Raw genomic sequence first — 24,476 nt, 5'->3', positions numbered from 1 at the left:
GGATGCGGGGTGGGGCTTTACGGAGGCTCCTTAGACCAAATACGAAGATATTGCACGGACCCCTTTTCGGAAGAATGACACCTTGGCCCCTGACTCCTTGCTTCACGCCCTTGTCGCCCTCGGCCAGATCACCCTGATCGATATCACTCTTGCCGGGGATAATGCCGTCGTCATCGGGATGGCCGTCCGTAATCTCGAAGGACGGCAGCGCCGTCTGGCCATTCTTTTCGGAACCGGATTCGCAGCCGTACTAAGGGTAGGACTGGCCCTTCTGGCAACAACTCTTCTTGCAGTCGTCGGCCTTACGTTTGCAGGTGGGTTCCTTCTGTTGTGGGTCTGCTGGAAGATGTATCGCGAGTTGCGTGTCGGGGAGCATCACGAGGACGTTGAGCCTGCACCGCCGCGCCTTGGTCCGGCGGTGCTGCGGATTGTGGTGGCGGATCTGTCCATGAGCCTCGACAACGTCCTGGCCGTCGCAGGCGCGGCTGTCGGGCATCCATGGATTCTTGTCTCGGGCCTCGTGCTCTCCGTGTTACTGATGGGGCTGGCTGCATCACTGGTCGCCAACCTTCTCGCCAGATACCGCTGGATCGCATGGATCGGTCTGTTGGTGGTTCTGGGGGTCGCAGTCGAACTTATCATCCGCGGCGGTGGAGAGATCTGGACGCATGTTCTGCCGAACTGAGAAAGCGCTTGTCGCAGTCTTCATGACTGTTTTCACAGTCTCGTCCGCATTGGCGGAACCTGTCACGGTCCCATCTGTGCCACCCATGCGGGAGCGCCTCTCGGAATGGCTTGTGCTCGTCGGGCCCGGCGGCGATACCCTGCCTGCCGAACGATATGCCAGTTTTCTGGCGCAGGCACCGCAATGGCCACAGAGAGTCCGTATTCTCTGGCGATATCAGAATGCGCTTTCCAAACTGTCGGATTCACAAACACTGAATGCGCTATGTCCGCTCTATCCGCTGACACTTCTTTCAGCATTTACAGCCTGTGCGGATCACCTTCCGGATCCGGCATCAACCGCAAAGCGGATCTGGCTGTCTGGAAACGTACTGAAAACTGCTGATGAGACTATGCTGCTTCAGAAGTTCGGGCAGAGTTTTACGGCTGCTGATCAATGGAGCCGGTATGAAGCGTTGGAACTTCGGGGACAGTTTTCTGCCGCCTCCCGTCAGATTGAACGCCTCCTTCCCGATCAGCAACCTCTTGCCCGCGCCCGTCTCGCCGAACGTCTGGCCTCCCCGGACGCTGATGCTGTCTTTGCTTCTCTGCCAGCTACGTTACAGGCAGATCCCGTTCTGATCCGATATCGCATCCGTGCTCTGCGCCGGGGGGATAGGCTGGACGAAGCCCTTGCATTGTGGCGTGCACAGGGTACGGCCCTGCAGAAGGCTGTGCCATCGCATGAATGGTCCTCTGAACGCATCAGCCTCGCGCGCGCCTTTCTTTTGGCCGGCCGTCCCGAAGAAGCGTTTGAGCTTGCCGATGACACAACGCTTCCCTCCGACACGACGGATCGTCAGGAAGCAGCGCTTCTGAGTGGTATTATCGCCTTGAGAGAGCTTCAGGCCCCCGAGCGCGCGGCTGAGTTCTTCACTCTGCTTCAGAGCGCAACGTCCCTCCAGATGCAGGCACGAGGCTATTACTGGGCGGGTCGTGCCCTTCAGGCCTCCGGAAAACGCGATGAAGCGGAAGCCGCTTTTCACAAGGCCACTGCATTCCCGACGACCTTCGCCGGTCAACTCGCGCTTGCAAGCCTGACAGGAGAGAACGCGATCCTCGTTTCCGGACGCAGTTCGGCAGCTTTTGACCAGGCTCTTGCGCAATCACTGCAATCCCTTCCCTCCCCAGCTATAGGCGCAATCAGCCGTCCGGATCTGCTTGAAGCTGCAACGGATCTGGTACAGGCGGGGGATCCCGATCACGCACGGGATTTCCTGATGATGCTTGAAGTAGTCAATCCTTCGCCGGAGGGACAGAAAGCCGTGGCCGTAGCGGCTTCCCGGCTTGGCGTAAGTGCTCCCGAAGTCTTTGCATCTTATGCGCTCGCGCGGAAAGGCATTCCTCTTTATCCCGAGGGTTATCCCGATCCCTATCCTGATGCCTCAACCATTCCCGATGGTCTGCTTCCAGCCATCATCAGGCAGGAAAGTGGCTTCGATTCTGATGCGATCAGTGGTGCCCATGCCATCGGACTGCTTCAGATTCTTCCTGCGGCTGCAAAAGACATCGTTCGCAAGGCTCATTTCGGATCTCTGAATGTCTCGGCTGCTGCCCTGACTGATCCCCAGACAAATCTCAAAGTTGGTAATGCGTATGTCTCGCAGCTTCTGGGGCGCTTTGGAAACGTCATTCCGTATGCTCTTGCGGCCTACAACGCCGGTCCACATCGGGTTGACCAGTGGTTAAAGGCTAATCCCCCGCCCGAGCCCCTGTCGGAAGATGGTCTTCTGGACTGGATCGAGCGCCTTCCTTATCGCGAAACGCGCCTTTATATTGAAAACATTGAAGCGGGAATGATGGTCTATCGCGTGAGAAACATGCATGCCGGATAACGATCTGCCTGTCCTTGCCCAAAAGGTGCTCGAAACTTTGCGCCAGTCAGGCCGCAGACTGGTCACTGTCGAGAGCTGCACGGGAGGGCTGATCAGCGCCACTCTGAGTGATCTTCCAGGATCATCGGAGGTACTGGAAGGGAGTTTTGTCACCTATTCCAACGACCTGAAAACGAGCGCGGTCGGAGTACCGGAAACGATACTCCGGCTTTTTGGCGCCGTTAGTCTGCAGACTGCGGAGGCAATGGCACGAGGTGGTCTTTCCCACGCGTTGAATGCTGATCTGGCATTGTCTGTGACTGGAATTGCCGGACCAGGTGGCGGGACAATTTCAAAACCTGTTGGTACGGTTTGCTTTGCACTCGCGTCACGCTCGGGTCTGGCGATTAGTGTTCAGAAACACTTTATGGGTGATCGTCAGACCGTAAGGCGTCTCTCTGTAAGAGAAGCTCTTCTGATGGTTCTGGAAAGCTGAAAAAACGGCCTCGAAAAACGAGGCCGTTTTTTTCATTACAGACTCTGGAAATCAGTCGCCCTGTGTTGGGGCGGGCATCGTGGAAGCGGCGGGAGCCGGCGGAGTGGCCTGAAGGCTGGGAGCGGTAGGAACCGCAGTGGGGGCGACGGGCGGAACAGCGGCTGTCGGAGCGTTTGGCGCGACCGGAGTCTGTGCCTGCTGAAGGGAACGGGCATTCAGAGCATCCGTCGCAGACTCGCTGTCAGTCTTCTGTGTATGAGCGGCTTTGCCATGGTGCTTACCATGATGATGGTGTGCTGCGATGGCAGGGGAAGCAGCAGCAACCAGAGCGGTCAGGGCAAAAGCGCCGAAGGAAATTTTTTTCATGACGTAATCCTTTTCTTGTCACCATTCGGTGTCTGACGCTGCAACGGGTCAGACACCGAATGGTTTTGAAAATATTTCGAGACTTTATGTTCCTTGAGACAGCCCCGGCGCGGCAGGAGGCACAGCTTTCGTCGCTTGTACCCCATAGATATCGCGCGCCCGTTTTATAAAGGCTGACACCATCAGGCGTACGCCTTCATTGAAAACAACACCCATTGCGTTCTGTAGAAGTCTTGAACGGAACTCAAAGTCCACAAAGAAATCGACCAGACAGCCACGAGGGTCAGGGGTAAAGGTCCAGACGTTATTGAGATAGCGGAAAGGCCCCTTCTCGTAGCGCACCCGGATCCGGGACGGCCGCTCCAGAGTGACGCGACTGGTGAAGGTCTCACGAAACGGCCCGAAGCCAATCGTCAGGTCTGCGACCAGTTCCTGTTCAGTCCGCGTGCGAATGCTCGCCTTGACACACCAAGGCAAGAACTGCGGATATTTTTCCACATCCGCCACAAGATCAAAAAGCTGATCCGGTGTGTAGGCAATCAACCTTTGCTCGGCATGTGTCGGCATCAGAGACTTTCTTTCAGACGGCTGCTTCGCGCGACCTGAAGCTTCGCGAAGTCGCTGTCCGCATGATAGGAGGACCGGGTCAGGGGGCTGGCGCTGACCTGAAGAAATCCTTTTGAACGGGCAGCAGCAGCATAGCCGTCAAACTCGTCGGGGGTAATAAACTTTTCAACGGCCGCATGTTTTGCGGAAGGTTGGAGATATTGCCCCAGTGTCAGGAAATCGACATCAGCGATCCTGAAATCATCCATCACCTGAGCCACTTCCATACGCTCCTCGCCTAGGCCAAGCATCAGGCCGGACTTGGTAAAAATGGAAGGATCGAGTTTCTTTACTCCGTCCAGAAGTCGAACGGATTGATAGTAACGCGCACCTGGCCGGATGGTGGGATATAGTCGGGGTACAGTCTCGATATTGTGATTGAACACGTCGGGCCGTGCAGCCACAACAACTTCCAGCGCCCCATCTTTGCGAAGGAAATCGGGGGTGAGGATTTCAATCGTGGTCTCGGGAGATGTCTGTCGGATCGAACGGATGACCTGCGCGAAATGATCCGCACCGCCATCTGCGAGATCGTCACGGTCCACGGATGTGATGACGACATGCCGCAGCCCGAGTTTTGCCACGGCCTCGCCAACACGTCGGGGCTCGTCTGCATCAAGATGCTTCGGCATCCCGGTCGTGACGTTGCAGAACGCACAGGCCCGGGTGCAGATCTCGCCCATGATCATCATCGTGGCATGACGCTGCGACCAGCATTCCCCGATATTGGGGCATGCCGCTTCCTCGCAGACCGTAACCAGACCGGCATCGCGCATCAGCGCCCGCGTCTCGTGATAGACTGGGTGATTAGGCGCTTTGACTCGAATCCAGGACGGTTTGCGCTGAATCGGATTGTCAGGGCGATGAGCCTTCTCCGGATGACGGAGAATGGGCATCGCGCGATGATCGATGGTGATGCGCTGGGACATGGTGCTCAGATATGCAGCGGGCCGTCGAAGGCCGCGAGAGTTGCCTCATGCATGGTCTCGGAGATGGTCGGATGCGGGAACACCGTTTCGATAAGTTCTGCCTCTGTGAGTTCGCCAGTACGGGCGATCACATAGCCCTGAATCATTTCCGTGACTTCCGCGCCAATCATATGCGCCCCCAGAAGCTCACCGCTTGCAGCATCGAACACTGTTTTCACCAGACCGTCTGTCTCGCCCATAGCGACGGCTTTACCGTTGGCAATGAACGGGAAGCGGCCGACCTTTACCTTGTGTCCGGCGGCAATGGCTTTCTCTTCACTAAGTCCAACAGAAGCGATCTGGGGGCGCGAATAGGTACAGCCCGGAATGTTCAACGGATGCAAAGGCTGCGGCGAACGCCCGGCGATCTTTTCAACGCACAAGATGGCCTCGTGGCTCGCTTTATGGGCGAGCCACGGCGCTCCGGCGACATCGCCAATGGCGTAGATCCCCGCCTCACCTGTACGACAGAACCCATCCGTGACGATATGGGTCCGATCCACCTGAATCTTCGTGCCTTCAAGCCCCAGATCCTCGACATTGCCCACAATGCCAACAGCACAGATGACGCGGTCCACCGTCAGATCAATCTTGCCCTTCGGACTCTCAATTGTCGTGGAAACTTCGTTCTCGCTCTTGTTCAGTGGACCGACCTTCGCGCCGGTGATGATCGTCATCCCCTGCTTCTCGAAAGCCTTGCGGGCGGCCGCACTGATTTCTGGATCCTCGGCGATCAGGATCCGATCCGCCACTTCGGCGATTGTGACTTCACTGCCCATATTGCGATAGAACGAAGCAAATTCGATGCCGATGGCGCCCGACCCGATGACCAGAAGACGCTTCGGTAGTTCTTGCGGCGTCATGGCCTCGCGTGCCCCCCAGATCAGGGTCCCGTCCGTCTCCAGCCCCGGAAGCTGGCGTCCCCGCGCGCCCGTTGCCAAAATAACATGGGGTGCCTTGATAGTTGTTACAGCCGCGCCATCCTTGGTAATGGCGACCTGATGGGCTTCTCCTGAACGTCCGGTCAGTTTGGCGCGGCCATCAAATGTTGTGACCTTGGCTTTCTTTAGAAGATGGGCAATCCCGCCTCCCATCCGGCGCGCAATGCTGCGTGATCGGCCCACGATCTTGGACAGGTCGAACGAGATATTGTCTGCAGAAAGGCCGAACGTACCCAGCTCATGCAGAAGATGATGGATTTCCGAAGAGCGCAGAAGCGCCTTGGTCGGAATACAGCCCCAGTTCAGGCAGACGCCACCAAAATGCGTGCTTTCCACAAGCGCCACGCTCATGCCGAGCTGGCTGGCTCGCAGAGCAGCTACATATCCGCCAGGACCGCCACCAACAACAATCAGATCGAATGTATCGGACATGGTTCAGACCACCAGAAAGTAAGGGTTCTGCACGATATCGCGCAGCGCATTCAGCCATTCGGCCCCAAGGGCCCCATCCACTGCACGATGATCGACCGACAGCGTTGCCGTCATCACGGTCGCAACAGCAATCTCCGAACCGCGCACGACGGCCCGCTTTTCGCCGGACGCAATCGCCAGAATTCCGGCCTGTGGCGGATTGATGATCGCCGCGAAGTCACGCACGCCGAACATCCCCATATTGGAAACGGAGAACGTCCCGCCCTGGAATTCCTCGGGTTTGAGCTTTCCGGCGCGCGCGCGCTTGGCCAGATCCTTGGCTTCGACGCTGATGTCGCGCAGGGACTTGCGATCGGCATTGCGGATGATGGGTGTGATCAGCCCGTCCGGAATTGAGACGGCCATTGAAATATCGACATTCTCGAAATGCAGCGTCTCGGCATCCGTGAACTGGACGTTCACGCCTGGAACTTTCTTCAGCGCCAGCGCCACGGCTTTGATCATCATGTCATTGACCGAGATCTTGAAGCTGTTTTCTTGCGCGGCCGCATTCAGCTTCGAGCGCAGGGCCAGCAGCGCATCCAGCTCGATATCGATCGAGACATAGAAATGCGGAACCTGCGTCTTAGACTCTGTCAGACGACGCGCGATCACCTTGCGCATCGTCGAGTTCGGCACCCGACGGACCGTCTCTTCCGATGCGGTAATGACGGGCGTAGCAGCAGCTTTTGGAGCCGTCTTGGGCGCAGCCGGGCCTTTCTCAACGTCGCGCTTGAGAATACGCCCGTTCGGACCACTTCCTGTCAGAGCGTCAAGGGCAATGCCTCGCTCATGCGCCATACGTCTGGCGAGCGGAGAGACGAAAATCCGCTCGCCCTTGTCCTCAGCCGGAGCTTTAGCTGCCCGAGCAGCAGGCGTTGTTTCCGCGCTTGCCGTCTCAGCCTTCGGAGCTGCTGCGGCCTGCTCGGACGAGGCGTCAGGCACGGCCTCGCCATCTTCCACAAGAATGGCAATTGGCGTGTTGACGGGAATACCCTCGACGCCTTCCTGGATTAGGATGCGGCCAAGGATGCCCTCGTCTACAGCTTCCACTTCCATGGTTGCCTTGTCGGTCTCGATTTCAGCAATCACATCGCCGGCCGAGACGGTATCGCCTTCGGCTTTGAGCCAGCGGGCCAGTTTGCCTTCAGTCATAGTCGGCGACAGCGCCGGCATTAGAATATCGGTAGCCATCGTTGTCAGTCCCGCAGCTGCTTGCGAACGGCATCCACAACCCATTCAGGTTTGGGAAGTGCCAGTTTTTCGAGATTGGCCGCATATGGCATCGGCAGGTCGAGCCCGCAGACACGCGCCGGCGGAGCATCGAGCCAGTCAAAAGCCTGCTCGACCGCCACGGTGCAGATTTCCGCACCGATGCCTGCCACTGGCCAGCCTTCTTCGACGGACACGATCCGGTTCGTCTTCTTCACACTGCGCACGATCGTTTCGGTATCCAGAGGACGGATCGAGCGCAGATTGATGACTTCGGCCGAAATACCTTCTTCCGCCAGAAGGGCGGCGGCTTCCAGGGCCACCCCGACCATGATGGAGAACGCCACGAGCGTCACATCCGTCCCTTCCCGTTCGATCTTCGCACGACCGATTGGCAAGATAAAATCCTCATCCACCGGGCACGGGAATTTCTGGCCGTACAGGATCTCATTTTCCAGTACGATGACCGGGTTCGGATCCCGGATGGCGGCGCGTAGCAGACCTTTCGCATCAGCAGCCGACCAAGGTGCGACCACTTTCAGGCCAGGAATATGCGCAAACCAGCTCGCAAAACACTGCGAATGCTGCGCTCCTACGCGGGCCGCAGCTCCGTTCGGGCCACGAAACACGATGGGGCAGCCCATCTGGCCGCCGGACATGTAGAGTGTCTTAGCGGCAGAATTAATAATATGATCAACTGCTTGCAGCGAGAAGTTCATGGTCATAAACTCAACGATCGGCTTCAGGCCTGTTAGCGCCGCGCCGACAGCCATGCCCGTGAAGCCATGTTCGGTAATCGGGGTGTCGATCACACGCTTCTCGCCGAACTCATCCAGCAGTCCCTGACTGACCTTGTAGGCCCCCTGATACTGCGCCACTTCCTCACCGATCAGGAACACGTCCTCATCGCGACGAAGCTCGGCTGCCATCGCATCACGCAGGGCCTGACGGACGGTAATTTCGCTGGTTTCGCCCCAGTCCCGGTCGTTCTCGGCCTGTGCGACTTCCGGTGCTTCCACGATCCCTGGATCAGCCGATGTTTCAATCGCGACAGAAGCGCCTGCAGTTGGATCGGCAGAACGGACTACAGTGTCTGCTGCGGCAGCATCCTCGCCTTCCGCCAGAAGCACTGCGATCGGCGTGTTAACCGCGATATTCTGCGTACCTTCGGTCACCAGCGTCTTGCCGATCACGCCTTCGTCTACAGCTTCTACTTCCATAGTCGCCTTGTCGGTCTCGATCTCGGCAATCACGTCTCCGGCGGAAACGGCCTCACCTGCCGCCTTGAGCCAGCGCGCAAGTGTCCCTTCGGTCATCGTCGGCGAGAGTGCCGGCATCAAAATGAGAGATGCCATGGATCAGGCCTCCACCAGAATATCAGTCCAGAGTTCGGAATGATCCGGCTCAGGGCTCGTCTGCGCAAATTCGGCCGCGTCAGCCACAATGGCTTTTACGTCCGTCTCAATGTCCTTGAACACGCTCTCTTCGATCCCGCTGCGTAGCATCTCGGCTTTCAGGGTCTCGATTGGATCGCGCGTACGACGCATTTCTTCAACCTCTGCGCGCTGGCGATATTTCGCCGGATCGGACATGGAGTGCCCACGATAGCGATAGGTTTCCATTTCCAGCAGGAACGGCCCCTTGCCCGCACGGCAATATTCTATGGCCTCCTGCGCGGCTTCATGCACAGCGAAGATATCCATGCCATCTACCTTGCGGCTGGCAATGCCCCAGGGCTCGCCGTTGCGGGACAGATCTTTGGAGGCCGAAGCGCGCTCGATGGATGTGCCCATACCGTAGCGGTTATTTTCGATCACATAGATGCAGGGCAGCTTGTGCAGTGCGGCGAGATTGAAGCTCTCATAAACCTGCCCCTGTGCAGAGGCTCCTTCGCCGAAATACACGATCGAGACTTCATCCGTACCGCGATACTTGTTCGCAAACGCCAGCCCCGTGCCGAGGGCCACCTGTGCCCCGACAATGCCATGACCGCCGTAGAACTCTTTTTCACGGGAGAACATGTGCATGGAGCCCCCCTTGCCGCGGGAATACCCACCGGACCGCCCCGTCAGTTCCGCCATAACACCGCGCGGCGTCATGCCTGCTACGAGCATCTGCCCGTGATCGCGATAGGACGTGATGGACTTGTCGCCCTGCTTCATGTTGAGGCCGATCCCAACCACAACGGCTTCCTGCCCGATATAGAGATGGCAGAAGCCGCCGATCAGGCCCATGCCGTAAAGCTGGCCTGCCTTTTCCTCAAATCGCCGAACAAGAAGCATGTCCCTGTAAGCGCGCTTCATGGTCTCCGGCGAAAGGGCCGGACCGTTGCTCCGGCCTGAAGCGGACGGTGTCTCGTCCATGACGGTCTCCTGATGAAAATGCACAAAATCCCGCATGCTTTAGCGGCAGAAGCCGTCAAATGCCAGACCATGCCCCGCCTGTGAGGGACGGCTTCGATCTACGGGAGGTGCCGTGAAAAACAGTTCAGACCGCCTCAAGAGGCGGTCTGAGTCTAAACGAAACCGAGCAGACGACGCGCTGCCACGCCAGGATCAGGCTCACGTAGCAGACTTTCGCCCACCAGAACGGCGCTCGCGCCCACAGCACCGACCTTCATCATGTCATCCTGAGTGCGGATACCACTCTCAGAGACGACCAGACGATCTGGCGGCACCAGAGGGGCGAGATCGATGGTTGTTTGGATGTCGGTTTTGAGCGTACGCAGATTACGGTTGTTGATCCCGATCAGAAATGTATCCAGTGCTAGCGCACGATTTAACTCTGCCTCATCATGGACTTCCAGCAGGACGTCCATATCCAGTCCGCGTGCAATCGCGATCAGTTCGGCTGCTTGGGTTTCTGTCAGCACCGCCATGATCAGAAGAATGCAGTCCGCACCGATCAGTCGGCTTTCATGGACCTGCCAGGGGTCGAGAATGAAGTCCTTGCGTAAAATCGGCAGGCTGCAGGCTTCCCGGACTAGACGGATATCTTCCGTGTTGCCATGGAAGCAGGACCCCTCCGTCAGAACGGAGAGACATGTGGCACCGGCCGCCTGATAGTCCTGCGCGATCCTTACCGGTTCGTAGTCCGGGCGCAGGATACCAGCGGACGGAGACGCTTTTTTGATTTCGGCAATTAATCCAACCTGCCGGTCCGCAGTCAGATGCTGAAGGGCCTGACCGAAACCCCGGGTCGGCGTCGTGACTTCGCGAGCTCTCGCCGTAATGTCTTTAAGAGACATAATCTGGGAGCGCTGTTCAATATCCACCCTTGTCCTGGCGCAGATCCGTGCAAGAACGTCGCTGCGATCTGCGGCGGTCTCGGCTTCCGGATTTTTAATCGGAGGGGTCGTCGTTTCCGGAACCTCAGGGTCTGGAAACTGCTCTGTTCCCTCAGGCGAATATGTCATCGCCGGTCGATGGTACATGACTGTCATGATCGTCCTGCGTCTGTGGAAGCAATAAAATGGATTGGGAGATCTATGGTCCCGCGTATCCGATCAAGGGATGCACGAGCCAGCCCCCGGTCGATAGATTCCGCCGCCAGATCTACATTGCGATGGAAAGCCTGAACGTCAATCGTTCCTGACTTCACGATATCGCCGCGACCTGCCACGTGAAGCGCTGCGGCAGCGTTGAGAAGGACCGTATCGCGATAGGCTCCCTGCGCCCCGTCAAGCAGGGCGAGTAGCGCCTCAGCATTTGTGCGGGCATCTCCGCCGCGAATGGATGAAATCGGGGAGCTGGGGAGTCCAGCCATCTCAGGGTCGATTTTCAAAGATATAAGAGACTCTTTTTCCCAGGCACAAACCTGTGAAGTGCCAGAAAGAGTGAGTTCATCACTTCCGCCTTCGTCTGTGGTGCCGTGTACGACCCAGACCGACTGGCTGCCCAGAGCGCCCAGAGCGCGGGCCACAGGTTCGCACCACCCACCTTCAAACACACCAATCAACTGGTGACGGACCTGCGCCGGATTACACAACGGTCCCAGAAGGTTGAATAATGTTCGAAAGCCCAGTGCCTTGCGGACCGGGCCTGCGTGACGCATCGCAGGATGATGCTGGGGCGCTGCAAGAAAAACGAGACCGTTGTCTCGCAGTCGTCGGGCCTGAAGGATCAGGTCGTCTGTGGGGGGAATACCCAGAACTTCCAGAACATCCGTCGCTCCGGTTGCTGACGACAAAGCGCGGTTTCCATGTTTCGCGACCGGCACCCCCAGTCCAGCCAGAACGAAAGCCACAGCGGTGGAAACATTCAGAGTTTTGAGGCCGTCTCCGCCCGTACCGCAGACATCAATTGCATTCGCCGGCACGTTGGGGAGAAGCGTCATGTGATGGCGAACGGCCTGCACTGCGCCAGTCAGTTCCGCGAGGGTTTCGCCCCGCATTTTTAATGCTGTCAGGAACGCTGAGAGGTGAACCGGATCTACATCTCCTGCCATAATGGCGTGAAATGCACTCTCTGCTTCATGGCTGTCGAGGGGTTTTCCCGAAGCGGCCTTGTGCAGCAGGGCCGTGAAGTCCACACTCACTGTCACGCGGCCTTTGTGGCCTGAAACGAAATGCCGGCAATATTCAGAAAATTGGCCAGGAGCTCGCGCCCGGCAACGGAAGCAATGCTTTCTGGATGAAACTGAACACCATGCACGGGATAATCACGATGACGGACGCCCATGATGATCCCGTCATCGGTTCGGGCATTGACGACAAGCGTCTCGGGGATGCTGTCAGGCTGCAATGTCAGACTGTGATAGCGGACCACGTCCACGGGATCGGGCAGCCCAGAAAAAACGCCTGATCCATCATGATGGACGGCGCTGATCTTTCCATGCATCGGAACCGGCGCACGGACGACTTCTGCTCCGAAAACCTGTCCGATTGCCTGATGTCCGAGACAGACACCAAAAACCGGTACGATTCCCGTCGCGGCGCGGATCAGATCGCAACAAATTCCTGCCTCAGCAGGCGTGCCTGGGCCAGGAGAAATCACAATTGCCGACGGCTTCAGCGCAAGCGCGTCTTCAACGCTCAGCGCATCGTTACGGCGCACGTCACATTCAACGCCGAGAGCACCCAGATGGTGGACGATGTTGAACGTGAAGCTGTCGTAATTATCGATAAGCAGAATCATGGCGGCAGAATGACCTTCAAGGGCTTTTTCGTCAAACATCTCGCGAACCTACCCGTGCCCGAGGATGCACGGGTCTTCTTTCAGACTTTCGCGGCGTTCGAGACTGCAATTTCCGCAGCACGGAAAAGCGCGCGGGCTTTCGCCTGCGTTTCGCGAAATTCGGCGTTCGGATCACTGTCCGCCACCACGCCGCACCCGGCCTGCACATACATGTTTCCGTCTTTGAGTACGGCCATGCGCAGTCCGATGCAGGTGTCCATTTCCCCGTCAGCACCGAAATATCCCACACAGCCGGAATAGGGACCGCGCCGCGTGGGTTCCAGTTCGTCGATGATTTCCATCGCCCTGATCTTGGGAGCACCCGTCAGCGTTCCGGCCGGGAACGCGGCCACAAGGGCGTCCATTGCTGTTTTTCCCTCTGCAATACGGCCCGTTACGGTCGATGAAATATGCATCACATGGCTGTAACGCTCGACAACGAATTTTTCCGGCACGTCGACGCTTCCGAGCATTGAGACGCGCCCGACATCGTTGCGCCCAAGATCGATCAGCATCAGGTGTTCGGCCAGTTCCTTGCGGTCAGCCAGAAGCTCCTTTTCGAGTGCAAGATCCTCTTCCCTATCCACACCGCGCGGGCGGGTACCGGCCAACGGCCGAACCGTGACCTCACCATCGCGCAGACGTACGAGAATTTCTGGCGAAGAACCGACGAGTGCGTAATCTTCCAGCTCCATCACAAACAGGAAGGGCGCTGGATTGACGCGACGCAGGCTCCGATAAAGAGATAGGGGCGAGAGTGGAAAAGGTGTCGTGAACCGTTGACTCGGGACGATCTGGAAAGCATCCCCGGCTGCGATGTAATCCTGCGCCTTCCGAACGCAATCCTCAAACTGCTGCTGCGTCATGTTCGAAACGGGCGGTACCAGCGTCGCGCCGGCGGGTAGTGTTTCACGCACCTCTGCAAGCGGCGCTGCCAGCGCGGATCGTGCACGAGCGAGAAGAGCATGAGCCTCGGCTTCTGTGGTCCCCTTCCGAACAGGAACCGCCAGCGTCAGCTCATCACGCACCGAATCGAACACAGCGAAAAGACGCGGTCGGATCATGATGCCTTCCGGCAAACCCAGATCATTAGTGGGCGGGTTGGGAAGCCGCTCCATCTGGCGCACCATGTCATAGCCCAGAACACCGAACACCCCGCCGATCATAGGCGGCATATCGGGCGGAAGCTCTATCTGGCTGTCGTCCACGATGGCGTTTAGCGTGTCGAGGGGTACACCCTTGATCGGTGCTCCATCCAGTGTGACCTGGCCGTCCCGGCACTTCCAGACCAGATCGGGAAGAAGGGCGATAACGGAATATCGCCCGCGGGCAGCACCGCCCTCCACGCTCTCGAAAAGCAACCGATAAGGATCATCAGACAGATTGGAGAGTCGCAGAAAGGCGGAGACCGGTGTCAGGAGGTCAGCAGCCTCGACGCTGTGGACGACAGACATCAATGCCCTCCGTTCGTGGCAGGAGGCATGGCCGCGTTCACGACCTGATTGTAGAGTGCCATATTGATATGTGACGGGGGTACGGCTCTTTCCATCGCGGCATTCAGGGCAACCGGAATGTCCGAACGCATGGACTGGACATATTCTCCGGAGAGCTGGCTGCCGAGAGTCTTCATGTCTTCTGCTGTTGCCGGCTTGTCTGCGGTGACGTTGACCAGCCAGAAAGCATCCGGTGTTTCATACATTCCGGTTGTGCCGGGCTTGAGGCCGAATGCGCCCTGCAACACATTTTGCGGGAGACTCTGATCCGGATGAACACGTGAAACCGTCACATCCTGACGCAGGGCCGCTGCTTCCGGCTGACCCTCAAGGGCTTTCCGCAGACTGCCCGCTTTCGCGCTACTGAATAATGCCGTTGTACGAAGATTGGCGGCACGGCGTTTCTGTTCGGTTGTCCATTCCTGCACGACTTGATCACGAACATTGTCAAATGGCTTCAGGGTGCCAGGATGAACTTCATCGACCAGTACCGAGAACGCCGTGCCGTTCGGGCCGTTGATCACGGTCGGCTGCGCGCCCTTTGCCTGGGTAAAGATCTGATGGATGATGGCCTGGCGCAAAGCCGCGTCACCGGGAATGGGTGCAGGGAGACCATCCTGGGTCATACCGTTGGAGTCGAGCGTCCCGGCTGCGGGAACTGCCCCCAGATCCCCCGGGATCTGCTCAAGCGTGGAGGAGCCTGCGACTGCGTCCTGAAACTGTTTCTGACGGGCCTGAAGTGCTTCTCCAGCTTCCTGCTTCTGGACCTGGGTTTTCAATTCGGCTTTTGCCTGGTCGAAACTGGTCTTGTGGGGTGCTGTGACGGCGGAGATATTGAAAACCACCCATCCCATTCCGGTTTTTTCAGGTCCTGAAATCCGGTCCGCAGGAGCGGCAAATGCCATTTTCGCAAGCTCGGGATTGGGAATATCGCTCTGCCGCACACCCGGGAGGGAAACGGCTGCTGCCTCTGGGAATTTTTTCTGGATATCATCCCAGGAGGCACCACCTTTCCAGGCGGTCGCGGCATCCGCGGCTTTCGCCTGATCGGTGAACGTCAGGACCTGGATCGTACGCGTTTCCGGCATATCGTATGTCCGCGCCTGGAAATCATAGAGCCGGTGCAGGACGTCGTCGGGGACTTCGATCGTCTTTGCAACGCTTTCAGGCGTCATGACCACCATTTTCGCGTGACGGTACTCAGTGGTCCGGAAGATCTGCGGGTGATTGTCATAGAAACGGTGAAGCTGTTCATCGGTGGGCGCTGCTGTGACGACTCCTCCTGCAAATGGAATCTGGATCAGATCGAAAACACGCTGGCTTGCGTCGAAGGACAGCATTCGCTGGGTCAGGGGAGCGGGGGCCTGAACGGACTGCCCCATACCCTGCAGGAGGCCGCGGGATGCGATGTCTTCACGAATGGCCTGAAGAAGCTTGCCTTCGGAAAGGCCGATCCGTGCAAGACGCTCATTGAAAACGCTCCGGTCAAAGACGCCGGCTGCATTATGAAACGCCGGAATCGCAAAGATTTCCTGTCTGACCAAATCATCCGGAACAGTCATGCCAGATCGAGAGGCGGCGAGCTGCGTCTCGTTCTGGATCACAAGGTTCTGCAGAGTCTGTCGCGCTGCCTGCTCCACTTCACTTTTTGGAAGCTGGGAGGGATCGGCGAGACCGATTTGTTTGGCCACCGCAGAAAGCTGAGTCGAGAGGGCGCGGCTGAAATCGTCGGGCGTGATGCTGCGGTCACCGACGCGAACGACTTCGTTCGAACTTGCGGTTCCCATGTTGGAGTATACGTCTCCGACGCCCCATCCGATGAAGGCCAGAAAGATCAGCAGTGCGGCGGCGCGGCCGGCCCAGGAATCAACGAAGAGGTGGCGGAGCGTAGTAATCATGGGGTCAGGGCAGATCCGGATGACGGGAGGGTGCGGACATGTTCGGCCCGCGAAACTTGCCGCACCATAATGTCGTGGGAACGGCTTGACCAGAAGCAGACCCACATGACCGCGCATCCTGCGCCGAGATGGACGGTTCAACCATATCATGCAGACCACCAGATCCGTTGCAGGAACCTACACTCTCGACTCAAGGTGGATGACATTTCTTCCTCGATCCTGTATGGCGGCTTCGTCACACTGGCTCTTGAGCTGATCATTTTCTCATCGGGTTTCTGGGAGAAGGTCTGAGCGGTCGTCCCGGCCTTGAAGCGGGAAGCTTCAAGATCAGCGCCGAAGCAGTCTCTTTTCGCCTGTTGTCCCAACCAATGTCCGGACCCTATCGTTCATGACCACTTTTCTGCTTGCTCTCAACCTGCTGGTCACACTGGCGCTGATCGGAGTGATCCTGATCCAGCGCAGCGAAGGCGGTGGCCTTGGTATCGGCAGTGGCCAGGGTATGGGTTCCTTCATGAGCGGCCGAGGAACCGCTACCTTGCTGACGCGGGCTACCTCCGTGCTTGCGGGGATTTTCATGCTCCTGTGTCTCGTTCTTGCGGTTCTGAACCGTGGCGCATCCTCCGGCGTTGGTTCGCATGACATTCTGGCTGAACCCCCTGCTGCTTCGCAGTCTGCTCCCGCTGCGCCTCCGGCTGTTCCGGCGCCGGCTTCTCCGGCTTCCGCACCGACTCACTGATCGGGTTAAAAGACCCCTGTCAAAATTTTGACAGGGATCTTTTTCAACAGACGCGTCTCTCCGCTTCCCCTGCCCTATGCTGGCAGTGTATGAAGACCGCCCATGACGCGTTTCGTATTCATCACCGGCGGTGTGGTATCTTCTCTCGGCAAGGGCATTGCTTCGGCAGCCCTCGCTGCTCTCCTACAGGCACGCGGATACAAAGTCCGCATGCGCAAACTGGACCCCTATCTCAATGTGGATCCGGGCACGATGAGCCCGTATCAGCACGGCGAAGTGTTTATCACCGATGACGGGGCGGAAACCGACCTTGATCTCGGTCATTATGAACGCTTCACGGGCGTGCATGCGTCACGGGCGGACAATACGACGACGGGCCGCATTTACTCGGACGTCATCGCCCGCGAGCGCCGTGGCGATTATCTGGGTGGGACCGTTCAGGTCATTCCTCACATTACCGACGCCATCAAGGACGTCGTGGTCAGTGGTACGGACGACTACGATTTCGTTCTGGTCGAAATCGGCGGCACGGTTGGCGACATCGAGAGCCTTCCGTTTCTTGAGGCCATCCGTCAGCTCCGCAATGACCTCGGTCACTCGCAGACGATGTGTGTTCATCTGACGCTCCTGCCCTACATCCCGGCAGCTGGTGAGCTGAAGACCAAGCCCACGCAGCATTCCGTTAAGGAATTGCAGAATGTAGGCATTCAGCCGCAGATGCTGCTATGTCGCTCCGATCGGCCGATTCCCGACAATGAGCGGCGCAAGATCGCCAATTTCTGCAATGTGCGTCCAGAGGCGGTCATTGCAGCATTGGACGTGGATACGATCTATGCCTGCCCCATTTCCTATCACAGGGAAGGCATGGATCAGGAAGTCCTGCGTTATTTTGATCTGCCTTACGACAGCAAGCCGGATCTCTCGCGCTGGGAGAAGATTGTCCATGCCATTCGTGAGCCGGAAGGCGAAGTGCGGGTGGCCATTGTCGGTAAGTACACAGCCCTGCTCGACAGCTACAAATCCCTTGCCGAAGCTTTGCTGCATGGCGGAATTGCCAATCATGTGAAGGTGAAGCTGGACTGGATCGAATCGGAAGAATTCGAGAAGAACGGCAATATCGCTGACCGCCTGAAGGATGCTGATGCCATTCTTGTTCCAGGTGGATTCGGCGAGCGTGGTGCGGAAGGCAAAATTCAGGCTGTCCGCTATGCCCGTGAGAACAACATTCCCTTCCTCGGCATCTGTTTCGGAATGCAGATGGCCGTGATCGAGTGCGCTCGATCGCTCGCCGGCCTGCCCAAGGCGTCTTCCACCGAATTCGGCCCCACCGACGAACCGCTGGTTGGTCTGATGACCGAATGGGCGCGCGGGAGTGAGCTGCTCCGCCGTCGCGAGGGTGGCGATCTAGGTGGCACGATGCGTTTGGGCGCCTATCCGGCCAAGCTGGTTCCGGGCTCGCGCGTGGCAGAAATCTATGGCCGCACGGAAATTCGCGAGCGTCACCGTCATCGCTGGGAAGTCAACGCCCATTACAAGGACCGCCTTGAAAAGACTGGACTGCGCTTTTCAGGTCTGTCGCCTGACGGTGTTCTGCCAGAAGTGGTCGAGTATCCTGATCATGCGTGGTTCGTGGCCGTGCAGTATCACCCGGAACTGCTCTCCAAGCCTTTTGATCCGCACCCTCTGTTCGCCGGCTTTATTGCCGCCGCCGTCAAGGAGGCTCATCGCAAGTGAGCTTCCTTATCGGAGACCTCACGGTCGGCCAGGATCAGCCGTTTACGCTGATTGCTGGCCCCTGCCAGATCGAATCCCGGGATCATGCCGTTGAAATGGCCGACGCCATCTCCGGCATCTGCCGGGATCTCGGCATCGGACTGATTTTCAAAAGCAGCTATGATAAGGCGAATCGCAGCTCTGTCAGTGCGGCCCGCGGCGTGGGCATGGACGCCGGACTGGATATCCTGGCGGGTATTCGTGAGCGGTTTGGCGTTCCGGTTCTGACCGATGTCCATGCTGCTGAACAGTGCGCCCCTGCGGCACAGGCCGTCGATGTCCTTCAGATCCCGGCTTTTCTGTGCCGTCAGACGGATCTTCTTCTGGCAGCTGGGGCCACGGGGCGGGCCATCAACGTCAAGAAGGGGCAGTTTCTGGCTCCGTGGGATATGGCGAACGTCGCAGCAAAGCTTGCTTCGACCGGCAATGAGCGCATCATGCTTTGTGATCGCGGGACAAGCTTCGGTTACAATACACTTGTGAGCGACATGCGTGGCCTGCCGATCATGGCGCAGACGGGCTATCCCGTCGTGTTCGATGCTACCCATTCCGTACAGCAGCCGGGAGGGCTTGGGGCCTCGACAGGCGGTCAGCGCGAATTCGTAGAACCGCTGGCGCGTGCGGCACTTTCGATTGGTGTGGCTGCAGTTTTTATCGAGACGCATCAGGACCCGGATCATGCTCCCAGTGATGGCCCAACAATGGTGCCGTTAACTGAGATGCGCAGTCTTTTGATGCGCCTGAAAGCCTTCGATTCTTTGGCAAAATCCTTTTCGGCTTAACCGTCGGCGGGAGCCAACGCTGCGAGAAAGAGGCTCAGAACGGCAATCACGGTGAGAACCGTGCGTAGTGGAAGATAGCCTGGAGGCAGAGCCCCTTGCTTCCAGGCTTCCCGCTCTACAAGAAATGTCCCTACAAATCCCAGGATTTCCAGCCCAAAGCCCGCACGAACGTGGCCCAGTATGCCCACGCAAAGTGCAAGCCATGCCCAGAGCGCAGGACAGGCACCCAGTATAAGACGCTGACGATCTCGCTGGGATGTGCCGCCGACTGTAATGATATCTGGCCGCTCCATGGCCAGTCCCCAGTGTATGGCGCCCAAAAACGACAGAATGCAGGCGCCATATGCCAGAAGAATAACTTTCAGGTGGGGAAGCGGCGTGAACAGTCCAGCCAGAAAGATCCACCCTCCCAGCGTCATGAATGGAAGCAATCCGGCAATGCCGAGCACGAAAATGGGAAAAGGAAGGCGCATGTCGTCGTTGACCTCAGGGCGTGATTTTGAGACTTGAAATAGCTGTTTCATCCTGAACGGTCACGAGCCACCCCCGGTTCACGTCTATCGATTCACGTATCTCCAGGAGAGCTTCCATTGAGCGCCATCGTTGATATCACCTCCCGCGAAATCCTGGACAGCCGCGGCAACCCCACTGTCGAGGTTGAGGTCGAGCTGTCCTCCGGCGCCCGCGGCCGCGCCGCCGTCCCCTCTGGTGCCTCCACGGGCGCACATGAAGCCGTGGAGCTTCGCGATGGCGATAAGTCTCGCTATGGCGGAAAGGGTGTTCTGAAGGCCTGTAGCCATGTCGAGAACGACATCCTTGAAGTTCTTCAGGGTGCGGAATCGGAAGATCAGATCGCCATCGACAATGCGATGATTGATCTGGACGGGACACCAAACAAATCGCGCCTTGGGGCAAACGCCATCCTTGGTGTTTCACTTGCCGTGGCCAAAGCTACCGCTGAGGAACTGGAACTGCCGCTGTATCGGTATGTCGGAGGAGCTTACGCTCACCTGCTGCCCGTCCCGATGATGAATATCGTCAATGGTGGTGAACACGCTGATAATCCGATCGATATTCAGGAATTCATGATCCAGCCTGTCGGTGCTCCGACTGTGGCTGATGCAATTCGCATGGGATCTGAAATTTTCGCCCGTCTGAAGAAGGGTCTGTCCGAAGCAGGTCACAATACCAATGTCGGCGATGAAGGTGGCTTTGCACCGAACCTGAAGTCTGCTGACGAAGCTCTTGGTTTTATTGCTAAATCTGTTGAGGCCGCGGGCTACAAGCTTGGCGAGGACGTGACCTTCGCGCTTGATTGCGCGGCGACCGAATTCTATGCGGACGGCCGGTACAACCTGAAAGGTGAAGGTAAGGAGTTCGATGCTTCAGGCATGATCTCCTATCTTGAGGACTTGGCCAACCGCTACCCGATCGTCTCCATCGAGGATGGTCTGGCTGAAGATGACTGGGAGGGTTGGGCAGAACTCACCACCCGTCTGGGCAAGAAGCTTCAGCTCGTCGGTGACGATCTGTTCGTGACCAACCCCGAGCGTCTGCGCCGTGGTATCAAGGCTGGAACCGGCAATGCGCTGCTCGTGAAGGTGAACCAGATTGGTACGCTGACCGAGACGCTTGAGGCTGTCGAAACGGCTCACAAGGCTGGCTATGCCTGTGTCATGAGCCATCGCTCTGGTGAGACCGAAGATGCGGTCATTGCTGACCTTGCTGTTGCGACAAACTGCGGGCAGATCAAGACTGGATCCCTCTCCCGCTCGGATCGTACAGCCAAGTACAACCAGCTTATCCGGATCGAGCAACAGCTTGGAAGCGCGGCCCGTTATGCCGGTCGTACCATTCTTAAGAATGTCTAATTCTTAAGGGGAACGGTTTTCTTCATCCCCGACGCTGTTTTCCTCAGACGGACAATGAGAGAGACCCCTATCTTTCATTGTCCGATCATGATTGACTGCTATAGAACGATAAAGTCTTTCAAAACGGAGTTTCCACGACGTGACGCTAGTCCGACTTATCAAACGTGGTGTTCGTGCCGTGGCACCTCCGTTGTTCTTTCTTTCACTGACAGTTTATTTCGGCTGGAACGCCCTCCATGGGGCGCATGGAATTCGTGCCTATCAGGAGCAGACGCAGCTTGAAAAAGATGCGATTCAGGCCCGTCAGGATGCCAACGACGAACAGAACGTCTGGCGCCGTCGCGTGCTTGCTTTGAAAGAAAAAGCTCTGGATGCCGATATGCTTGATGAACGGGCGCGGGCAACCATGAATCTGACCCGTAGCGGCGACCTGGTCGTTCCTTACGGGCCGCATGACAAACTTTTCTGAGTGAAAATTTGAAAAACAGAGCATAAAAAAAGCGGCCTTAGGCCGCTTTTTTTATGCTCTGTCGAAACAGATCTTACTTGATCTTGGCTTCGCGGAAGACGACGTGCTTGCGTGCCACTGGATCGTACTTGCGCACTTCCATCTTTCCCGTAGCGGAACGGGCATTCTTCTTCGTAACGTAGAAGTAGCCGGTTTCGGCGGACGAAACGAGCCGGATCTGAATAACGTTGCTCTTTCCCATGATACCCTCGGGCTTTCGCCATACTGATGCCGCTCGAAGGTGTCGATGCAGCATGTTGATCTCTAGATTTGGCGCACCATGCTGATTTAACGTTCGAAGGTCAAGTCCTTCGCGTACGATTTCGCTGTTTTGCTCTGTTTTCTCAGGAAAATGCTGAACTGTTATCGTTCAATTGCAAATTTTGGACCTCTCTTTTGCTTGTGGGGCAACAGAAGGGAACCTATAAAGAACAAATGTAGGATTTCGTCCTGCGGCTTTTTGGGACCTGCCTCTGCCGAGGCGCATGGGAGCGCCTGTATGCTGACACGCAAGCAGCACCAGCTTTTGCTGTATATCGACGACCATCTTCGTAGAACGGGATATTCGCCGTCCTTTGATGAAATGAAAGATGCGCTCGAACTGCGTTCGAAGTCTGGCATCCACCGTCTGATATCAGCGCTGGAAGAACGCGGCTTCCTTCGCCGCCATCATCATCGTGCAAGAGCACTCGAGGTACTTCGCCTCCCTCATATGGGAATCGATGTGCCTGTTGCTGCACCTTCCGCATCAGCCTTTGTCCCGACGGTTCTCAGCCAAGATCAGGCAGAACTCGAGGGCACATTCTCTGAACCCACTGCTGCGAATGACCGGCAGACTGTCAGTATTCCACTTTATGGGCGCATTGCCGCTGGCCTGCCGATTGAGGCCATGCAGGACGACAGTGATCGGATTGAGGTGCCTGTGTCTCTTCTGGGGACTGGTGAGCACTATGCACTGACCGTCTCAGGCGATTCCATGATCGAAGCCGGTATTCTTGACGGGGATATTGCCATTATCCGTCGTCGCGAAACGGCAGATAATGGGCAGATTATTGTCGCCCTGATTGATGAGCAGGAAGTCACTCTTAAAAAACTGCGCCGCCGCGGTTCAATGATTGCGCTTGAAGCCGCTAACCGCGAGTACGAAACACGCATTTTCCCCGCAGAGCGCGTTCATATTCAGGGGCGTCTAGTTGCGCTCTTCCGTCAGTACTAGTCGTAAAAAGCGCCTGACCCCTGGTAGCAAAAAGTGTTGCCACCAGGGTTTATTTTGGTGCTGCCGGTACTCCGTGAACCACCTTAACGCTTCCGTCGGGCGCAATCAGTGTACTGGTTCCGTCGCCGTTCGGGATTACGATGGTCTTGCTTGGATTCTTGTTAAGAAAATGGCCTGCATTGTCCGGCACCGACGATGGAAGCGTCGGGATCACATGGCTACGGTCACGGCTCACACCCTGATGCGTGTCCACACTTTCCCCGACGGATATGCTCTGGCCTGACATGAGCTGCTGGCCTGATGCACCCAAAGCACCTTTACTACCAATACCGCTCATAAAACTTTCATCCAGTGCGGCCCCTCCGAAATAGGTGGCGGGGTCTCCGAGTGCATGGCTGAACGTGCTGTTTGGATTTTCCACGTCCTTGAGGGTCGGTAAAGGCTGCGGAGCTCCCGGCCAGATATTGCCGCTCTCAGGGAAAATGGGGGCTTCGGCAAATTTCTCCCCACGCGCCCGATGGATGTTCTCACTTTCACCATGAGGACCATTGGGGTTGTCGAGCGCGGTCCACACCATCGTGTCCCGGATATATTTGCCCATGCCTGAACAGCCGCTCAGAGCGAGAGGTAGTGCCAGCAGAGCGGCCTTCCGCATTTCGTACTCCCACAAGGTCGTTAGATGACCTTTAGCGGTCCTCGTAACGGAGCGCCAGATGAAGACAGGCAAACACACCCATAATTCCATCGCGTCGTGACATTACGATCCAATCTTGGAAGACTGGCGTGTCTGCCCTGCCATGATGCGCGTAAGGCCGGCCGTAAGGTAGCCCCATCCACTAATGACCGTCGGAATAACGGAAAACCACAACAGGATTCCGCCAATCAGGGTTGCCGGCAGGAAGGGCAGCCCCAGTTTCGCGGCCGCGCTGTCACCGCCGATCAGAAAGCCGATTGCGACCATCTGAATGCCCGTCTTCCATTTGGCCAGGCGGGTCGAGGGCAATGTTTCGCGTTGGGAGGCCATATATTCCCGTAGCCCGCTGACCAGAATTTCCCTCACCATAATAATGATGCCTGCATACAGCGAGTATACAGGAAGCGTCGTCAGACCAGCCAAAGCCAGGAGAAGCGACCCGACCAGCAGTTTGTCTGCGATGGGGTCCATCATCCGTCCAAGTTCAGAAAGCTGCTTCCATCGACGGGCCAGAGCGCCGTCAAGATAATCCGTGATGCAAGCTGCCGTGTACACCACGCAGGCGATCACGCTGGCGGTCGGCGCATGTACCGCCAGAAGTACGATCAGTACCGGAATTGACGCTATGCGCAGCAGTGTCAGTATGTTTGGCAGATCTGTCAGCATCGAGAGCAGTGTAGAACAGTTTCCTTCTCTCCGGTATGCGCCAAAACGTTCTTGGAAGATGTATTTTT

At 57.3% G+C, this 24,476-nt stretch carries 25 protein-coding genes; 9 read left to right on the top strand and 16 right to left on the bottom strand.

Annotation, left to right across the window (positions count from 1 at the left end; genetic code table 11):
* Positions 1-82 precede the first annotated feature (82 nt).
* From GKA01_RS09335 to GKA01_RS09325, 3 genes are read left to right on the top strand one after another with little or no spacing between them, the layout of a single operon-like run.
* Positions 83-685, top strand: a complete 603-nt coding sequence (locus GKA01_RS09335) for a TerC family protein (RefSeq protein WP_146861937.1) — start codon at positions 83-85, stop codon at positions 683-685.
* 22 nt (positions 686-707) lie between these two features.
* The gene (locus GKA01_RS09330; RefSeq protein WP_228119995.1) at positions 708-2,558 is read left to right on the top strand and encodes a lytic transglycosylase domain-containing protein; all 1,851 of its coding nucleotides are present in this window, start codon (positions 708-710) and stop codon (positions 2,556-2,558) included.
* Positions 2,548-3,033 (top strand): CinA family protein, encoded by a 486-nt coding sequence (locus GKA01_RS09325; RefSeq protein ID WP_146861931.1) that lies wholly within the window; start codon positions 2,548-2,550, stop codon positions 3,031-3,033. The genes GKA01_RS09330 and GKA01_RS09325 overlap by 11 nt, the downstream gene beginning before the upstream one ends.
* A gap of 51 nt (positions 3,034-3,084) precedes the next feature.
* On the opposite strand, the gene GKA01_RS09320 is transcribed toward GKA01_RS09325, so the two are convergent.
* The 12 genes from GKA01_RS09320 to GKA01_RS09265 all read right to left on the bottom strand — a co-directional run bounded on the left by GKA01_RS09320 (position 3,085) and on the right by GKA01_RS09265 (position 16,303).
* Positions 3,085-3,399, bottom strand: a complete 315-nt coding sequence (locus GKA01_RS09320) for a hypothetical protein (RefSeq protein ID WP_146861928.1) — start codon at positions 3,397-3,399, stop codon at positions 3,085-3,087.
* An 84-nt stretch (positions 3,400-3,483) separates the two neighbouring features.
* On the bottom strand, positions 3,484-3,966 hold the full coding sequence (locus tag GKA01_RS09315; RefSeq protein WP_146861925.1) for a type II toxin-antitoxin system RatA family toxin: 483 nt from the start codon (positions 3,964-3,966) through the stop codon (positions 3,484-3,486).
* Positions 3,966-4,934, bottom strand: coding sequence for a lipoyl synthase (gene lipA, locus GKA01_RS09310; protein WP_146861922.1), 969 nt, complete (start codon positions 4,932-4,934; stop codon positions 3,966-3,968). The genes GKA01_RS09315 and lipA overlap by 1 nt, the downstream gene beginning before the upstream one ends.
* Before the next feature lie 5 nt (positions 4,935-4,939).
* Entirely contained in the window at positions 4,940-6,346 is a 1,407-nt protein-coding gene (gene lpdA / locus GKA01_RS09305; protein ID WP_146861919.1) for a dihydrolipoyl dehydrogenase, read from the bottom strand.
* 3 nt (positions 6,347-6,349) lie between these two features.
* Positions 6,350-7,579, bottom strand: a complete 1,230-nt coding sequence (locus tag GKA01_RS09300; protein ID WP_146861916.1) for a pyruvate dehydrogenase complex dihydrolipoamide acetyltransferase — start codon at positions 7,577-7,579, stop codon at positions 6,350-6,352.
* 5 nt (positions 7,580-7,584) lie between these two features.
* On the bottom strand, positions 7,585-8,952 hold the full coding sequence (locus GKA01_RS09295; protein WP_146861913.1) for a pyruvate dehydrogenase complex E1 component subunit beta: 1,368 nt from the start codon (positions 8,950-8,952) through the stop codon (positions 7,585-7,587).
* A gap of 3 nt (positions 8,953-8,955) precedes the next feature.
* Complete coding sequence (gene pdhA / locus GKA01_RS09290) at positions 8,956-9,960, bottom strand: pyruvate dehydrogenase (acetyl-transferring) E1 component subunit alpha (protein WP_141352252.1); 1,005 nt, start codon at positions 9,958-9,960, stop codon at positions 8,956-8,958.
* Between the two features lie 152 nt (positions 9,961-10,112).
* Complete coding sequence (trpC, locus tag GKA01_RS09285) at positions 10,113-11,039, bottom strand: indole-3-glycerol phosphate synthase TrpC (protein WP_146861910.1); 927 nt, start codon at positions 11,037-11,039, stop codon at positions 10,113-10,115.
* Positions 11,036-12,139, bottom strand: coding sequence for an anthranilate phosphoribosyltransferase (trpD, locus tag GKA01_RS09280; protein ID WP_146861907.1), 1,104 nt, complete (start codon positions 12,137-12,139; stop codon positions 11,036-11,038). The genes trpC and trpD overlap by 4 nt, the downstream gene beginning before the upstream one ends.
* On the bottom strand, positions 12,136-12,732 hold the full coding sequence (locus GKA01_RS09275) for an anthranilate synthase component II (protein ID WP_146862011.1): 597 nt from the start codon (positions 12,730-12,732) through the stop codon (positions 12,136-12,138). Before GKA01_RS09275 ends, trpD begins: the two co-directional genes overlap by 4 nt.
* 80 nt (positions 12,733-12,812) lie before the next feature.
* Entirely contained in the window at positions 12,813-14,225 is a 1,413-nt protein-coding gene (trpE, locus tag GKA01_RS09270; protein WP_146861904.1) for an anthranilate synthase component I, read from the bottom strand.
* Entirely contained in the window at positions 14,225-16,303 is a 2,079-nt protein-coding gene (locus tag GKA01_RS09265) for a peptidylprolyl isomerase (protein WP_228119994.1), read from the bottom strand. Before GKA01_RS09265 ends, trpE begins: the two co-directional genes overlap by 1 nt.
* Before the next feature lie 247 nt (positions 16,304-16,550).
* On the opposite strand from GKA01_RS09265, the gene secG reads away from it, so the two are divergent.
* From secG to kdsA, 3 genes are all read left to right on the top strand, one after another.
* Entirely contained in the window at positions 16,551-16,898 is a 348-nt protein-coding gene (gene secG / locus GKA01_RS09260) for a preprotein translocase subunit SecG (RefSeq protein ID WP_146861901.1), read from the top strand.
* Positions 16,899-17,000: 102 nt separating this feature from the next.
* Positions 17,001-18,632, top strand: a complete 1,632-nt coding sequence (locus GKA01_RS09255; protein ID WP_146861898.1) for a CTP synthase — start codon at positions 17,001-17,003, stop codon at positions 18,630-18,632.
* A complete protein-coding gene (gene kdsA, locus GKA01_RS09250; RefSeq protein WP_146861895.1) occupies positions 18,629-19,453 on the top strand; it encodes a 3-deoxy-8-phosphooctulonate synthase in 825 nt (274 codons plus the stop codon). The genes GKA01_RS09255 and kdsA overlap by 4 nt, the downstream gene beginning before the upstream one ends.
* Here the strand turns inward: kdsA and GKA01_RS09245 are convergent.
* Positions 19,450-19,926: a DUF3429 domain-containing protein gene (locus GKA01_RS09245; RefSeq protein WP_228119993.1), complete on the bottom strand. Its 477-nt coding sequence runs from the start codon at positions 19,924-19,926 to the stop codon at positions 19,450-19,452. The two genes, kdsA and GKA01_RS09245, sit on opposite strands and share 4 nt — an antisense overlap.
* A 117-nt stretch (positions 19,927-20,043) precedes the next feature.
* Here GKA01_RS09245 and eno point away from each other — a divergent pair, with 117 nt between their 5' ends.
* Both eno and GKA01_RS09235 read left to right on the top strand, forming a co-directional pair.
* Positions 20,044-21,324, top strand: a complete 1,281-nt coding sequence (gene eno / locus GKA01_RS09240; protein ID WP_146861889.1) for a phosphopyruvate hydratase — start codon at positions 20,044-20,046, stop codon at positions 21,322-21,324.
* 139 nt (positions 21,325-21,463) lie between these two features.
* Positions 21,464-21,793 carry an FtsB family cell division protein gene (locus GKA01_RS09235; protein WP_146861886.1) on the top strand — a complete coding sequence of 110 codons (330 nt, stop codon included), beginning with the start codon at positions 21,464-21,466 and terminating at the stop codon, positions 21,791-21,793.
* Positions 21,794-21,866: 73 nt separating this feature from the next.
* Here the strand turns inward: GKA01_RS09235 and rpmG are convergent, their stop codons facing one another.
* Entirely contained in the window at positions 21,867-22,034 is a 168-nt protein-coding gene (gene rpmG, locus GKA01_RS09230) for a 50S ribosomal protein L33 (protein ID WP_011253780.1), read from the bottom strand.
* Between the two features lie 297 nt (positions 22,035-22,331).
* Between rpmG and lexA the strand changes: the two genes are divergently transcribed.
* Entirely contained in the window at positions 22,332-23,048 is a 717-nt protein-coding gene (lexA, locus tag GKA01_RS09225) for a transcriptional repressor LexA (protein ID WP_146861883.1), read from the top strand.
* A gap of 49 nt (positions 23,049-23,097) precedes the next feature.
* On the opposite strand, the gene GKA01_RS09220 is transcribed toward lexA, so the two are convergent.
* Positions 23,098-23,703, bottom strand: coding sequence for a hypothetical protein (locus GKA01_RS09220; protein ID WP_146861881.1), 606 nt, complete (start codon positions 23,701-23,703; stop codon positions 23,098-23,100).
* Positions 23,704-23,805: 102 nt separating this feature from the next.
* Positions 23,806-24,408, bottom strand: coding sequence for a CDP-diacylglycerol--glycerol-3-phosphate 3-phosphatidyltransferase (gene pgsA / locus GKA01_RS09215; protein WP_146861878.1), 603 nt, complete (start codon positions 24,406-24,408; stop codon positions 23,806-23,808).
* Between the last annotated feature and the right edge of the window lie 68 nt (positions 24,409-24,476).

The organism is Gluconobacter kanchanaburiensis NBRC 103587 (assembly GCF_007988905.1).
Lineage (GTDB): Bacteria > Pseudomonadota > Alphaproteobacteria > Acetobacterales > Acetobacteraceae > Gluconobacter > Gluconobacter kanchanaburiensis.
This window is presented reverse-complemented; position numbering and strand designations above follow the sequence as displayed.

Bases quoted from the DNA above. Each gene is read 5' to 3' on its own strand.
- GKA01_RS09330 (WP_228119995.1), top strand. From the start codon at position 708: ATGACTGTTTTCACAGTCTCGTCCGCATTGGCGGAACCTGTCACGGTC.
- GKA01_RS09325 (WP_146861931.1), top strand. From the start codon at position 2,548: ATGCCGGATAACGATCTGCCTGTCCTTGCCCAAAAGGTGCTCGAAACT.
- GKA01_RS09320 (WP_146861928.1), bottom strand. From the start codon at position 3,399: ATGAAAAAAATTTCCTTCGGCGCTTTTGCCCTGACCGCTCTGGTTGCT.
- GKA01_RS09315 (WP_146861925.1), bottom strand. From the start codon at position 3,966: ATGCCGACACATGCCGAGCAAAGGTTGATTGCCTACACACCGGATCAG.
- lipA (WP_146861922.1), bottom strand. From the start codon at position 4,934: ATGTCCCAGCGCATCACCATCGATCATCGCGCGATGCCCATTCTCCGT.
- lpdA (WP_146861919.1), bottom strand. From the start codon at position 6,346: ATGTCCGATACATTCGATCTGATTGTTGTTGGTGGCGGTCCTGGCGGA.
- GKA01_RS09300 (WP_146861916.1), bottom strand. From the start codon at position 7,579: ATGGCTACCGATATTCTAATGCCGGCGCTGTCGCCGACTATGACTGAA.
- GKA01_RS09295 (WP_146861913.1), bottom strand. From the start codon at position 8,952: ATGGCATCTCTCATTTTGATGCCGGCACTCTCGCCGACGATGACCGAA.
- pdhA (WP_141352252.1), bottom strand. From the start codon at position 9,960: ATGGACGAGACACCGTCCGCTTCAGGCCGGAGCAACGGTCCGGCCCTT.
- trpC (WP_146861910.1), bottom strand. From the start codon at position 11,039: ATGACAGTCATGTACCATCGACCGGCGATGACATATTCGCCTGAGGGA.
- GKA01_RS09275 (WP_146862011.1), bottom strand. From the start codon at position 12,732: ATGATTCTGCTTATCGATAATTACGACAGCTTCACGTTCAACATCGTC.
- trpE (WP_146861904.1), bottom strand. From the start codon at position 14,225: ATGTCTGTCGTCCACAGCGTCGAGGCTGCTGACCTCCTGACACCGGTC.
- secG (WP_146861901.1), top strand. From the start codon at position 16,551: ATGACCACTTTTCTGCTTGCTCTCAACCTGCTGGTCACACTGGCGCTG.
- GKA01_RS09255 (WP_146861898.1), top strand. From the start codon at position 17,001: ATGACGCGTTTCGTATTCATCACCGGCGGTGTGGTATCTTCTCTCGGC.
- GKA01_RS09245 (WP_228119993.1), bottom strand. From the start codon at position 19,926: ATGCGCCTTCCTTTTCCCATTTTCGTGCTCGGCATTGCCGGATTGCTT.
- rpmG (WP_011253780.1), bottom strand. From the start codon at position 22,034: ATGGGAAAGAGCAACGTTATTCAGATCCGGCTCGTTTCGTCCGCCGAA.
- lexA (WP_146861883.1), top strand. From the start codon at position 22,332: ATGCTGACACGCAAGCAGCACCAGCTTTTGCTGTATATCGACGACCAT.
- GKA01_RS09220 (WP_146861881.1), bottom strand. From the start codon at position 23,703: ATGCGGAAGGCCGCTCTGCTGGCACTACCTCTCGCTCTGAGCGGCTGT.
- pgsA (WP_146861878.1), bottom strand. From the start codon at position 24,408: ATGCTGACAGATCTGCCAAACATACTGACACTGCTGCGCATAGCGTCA.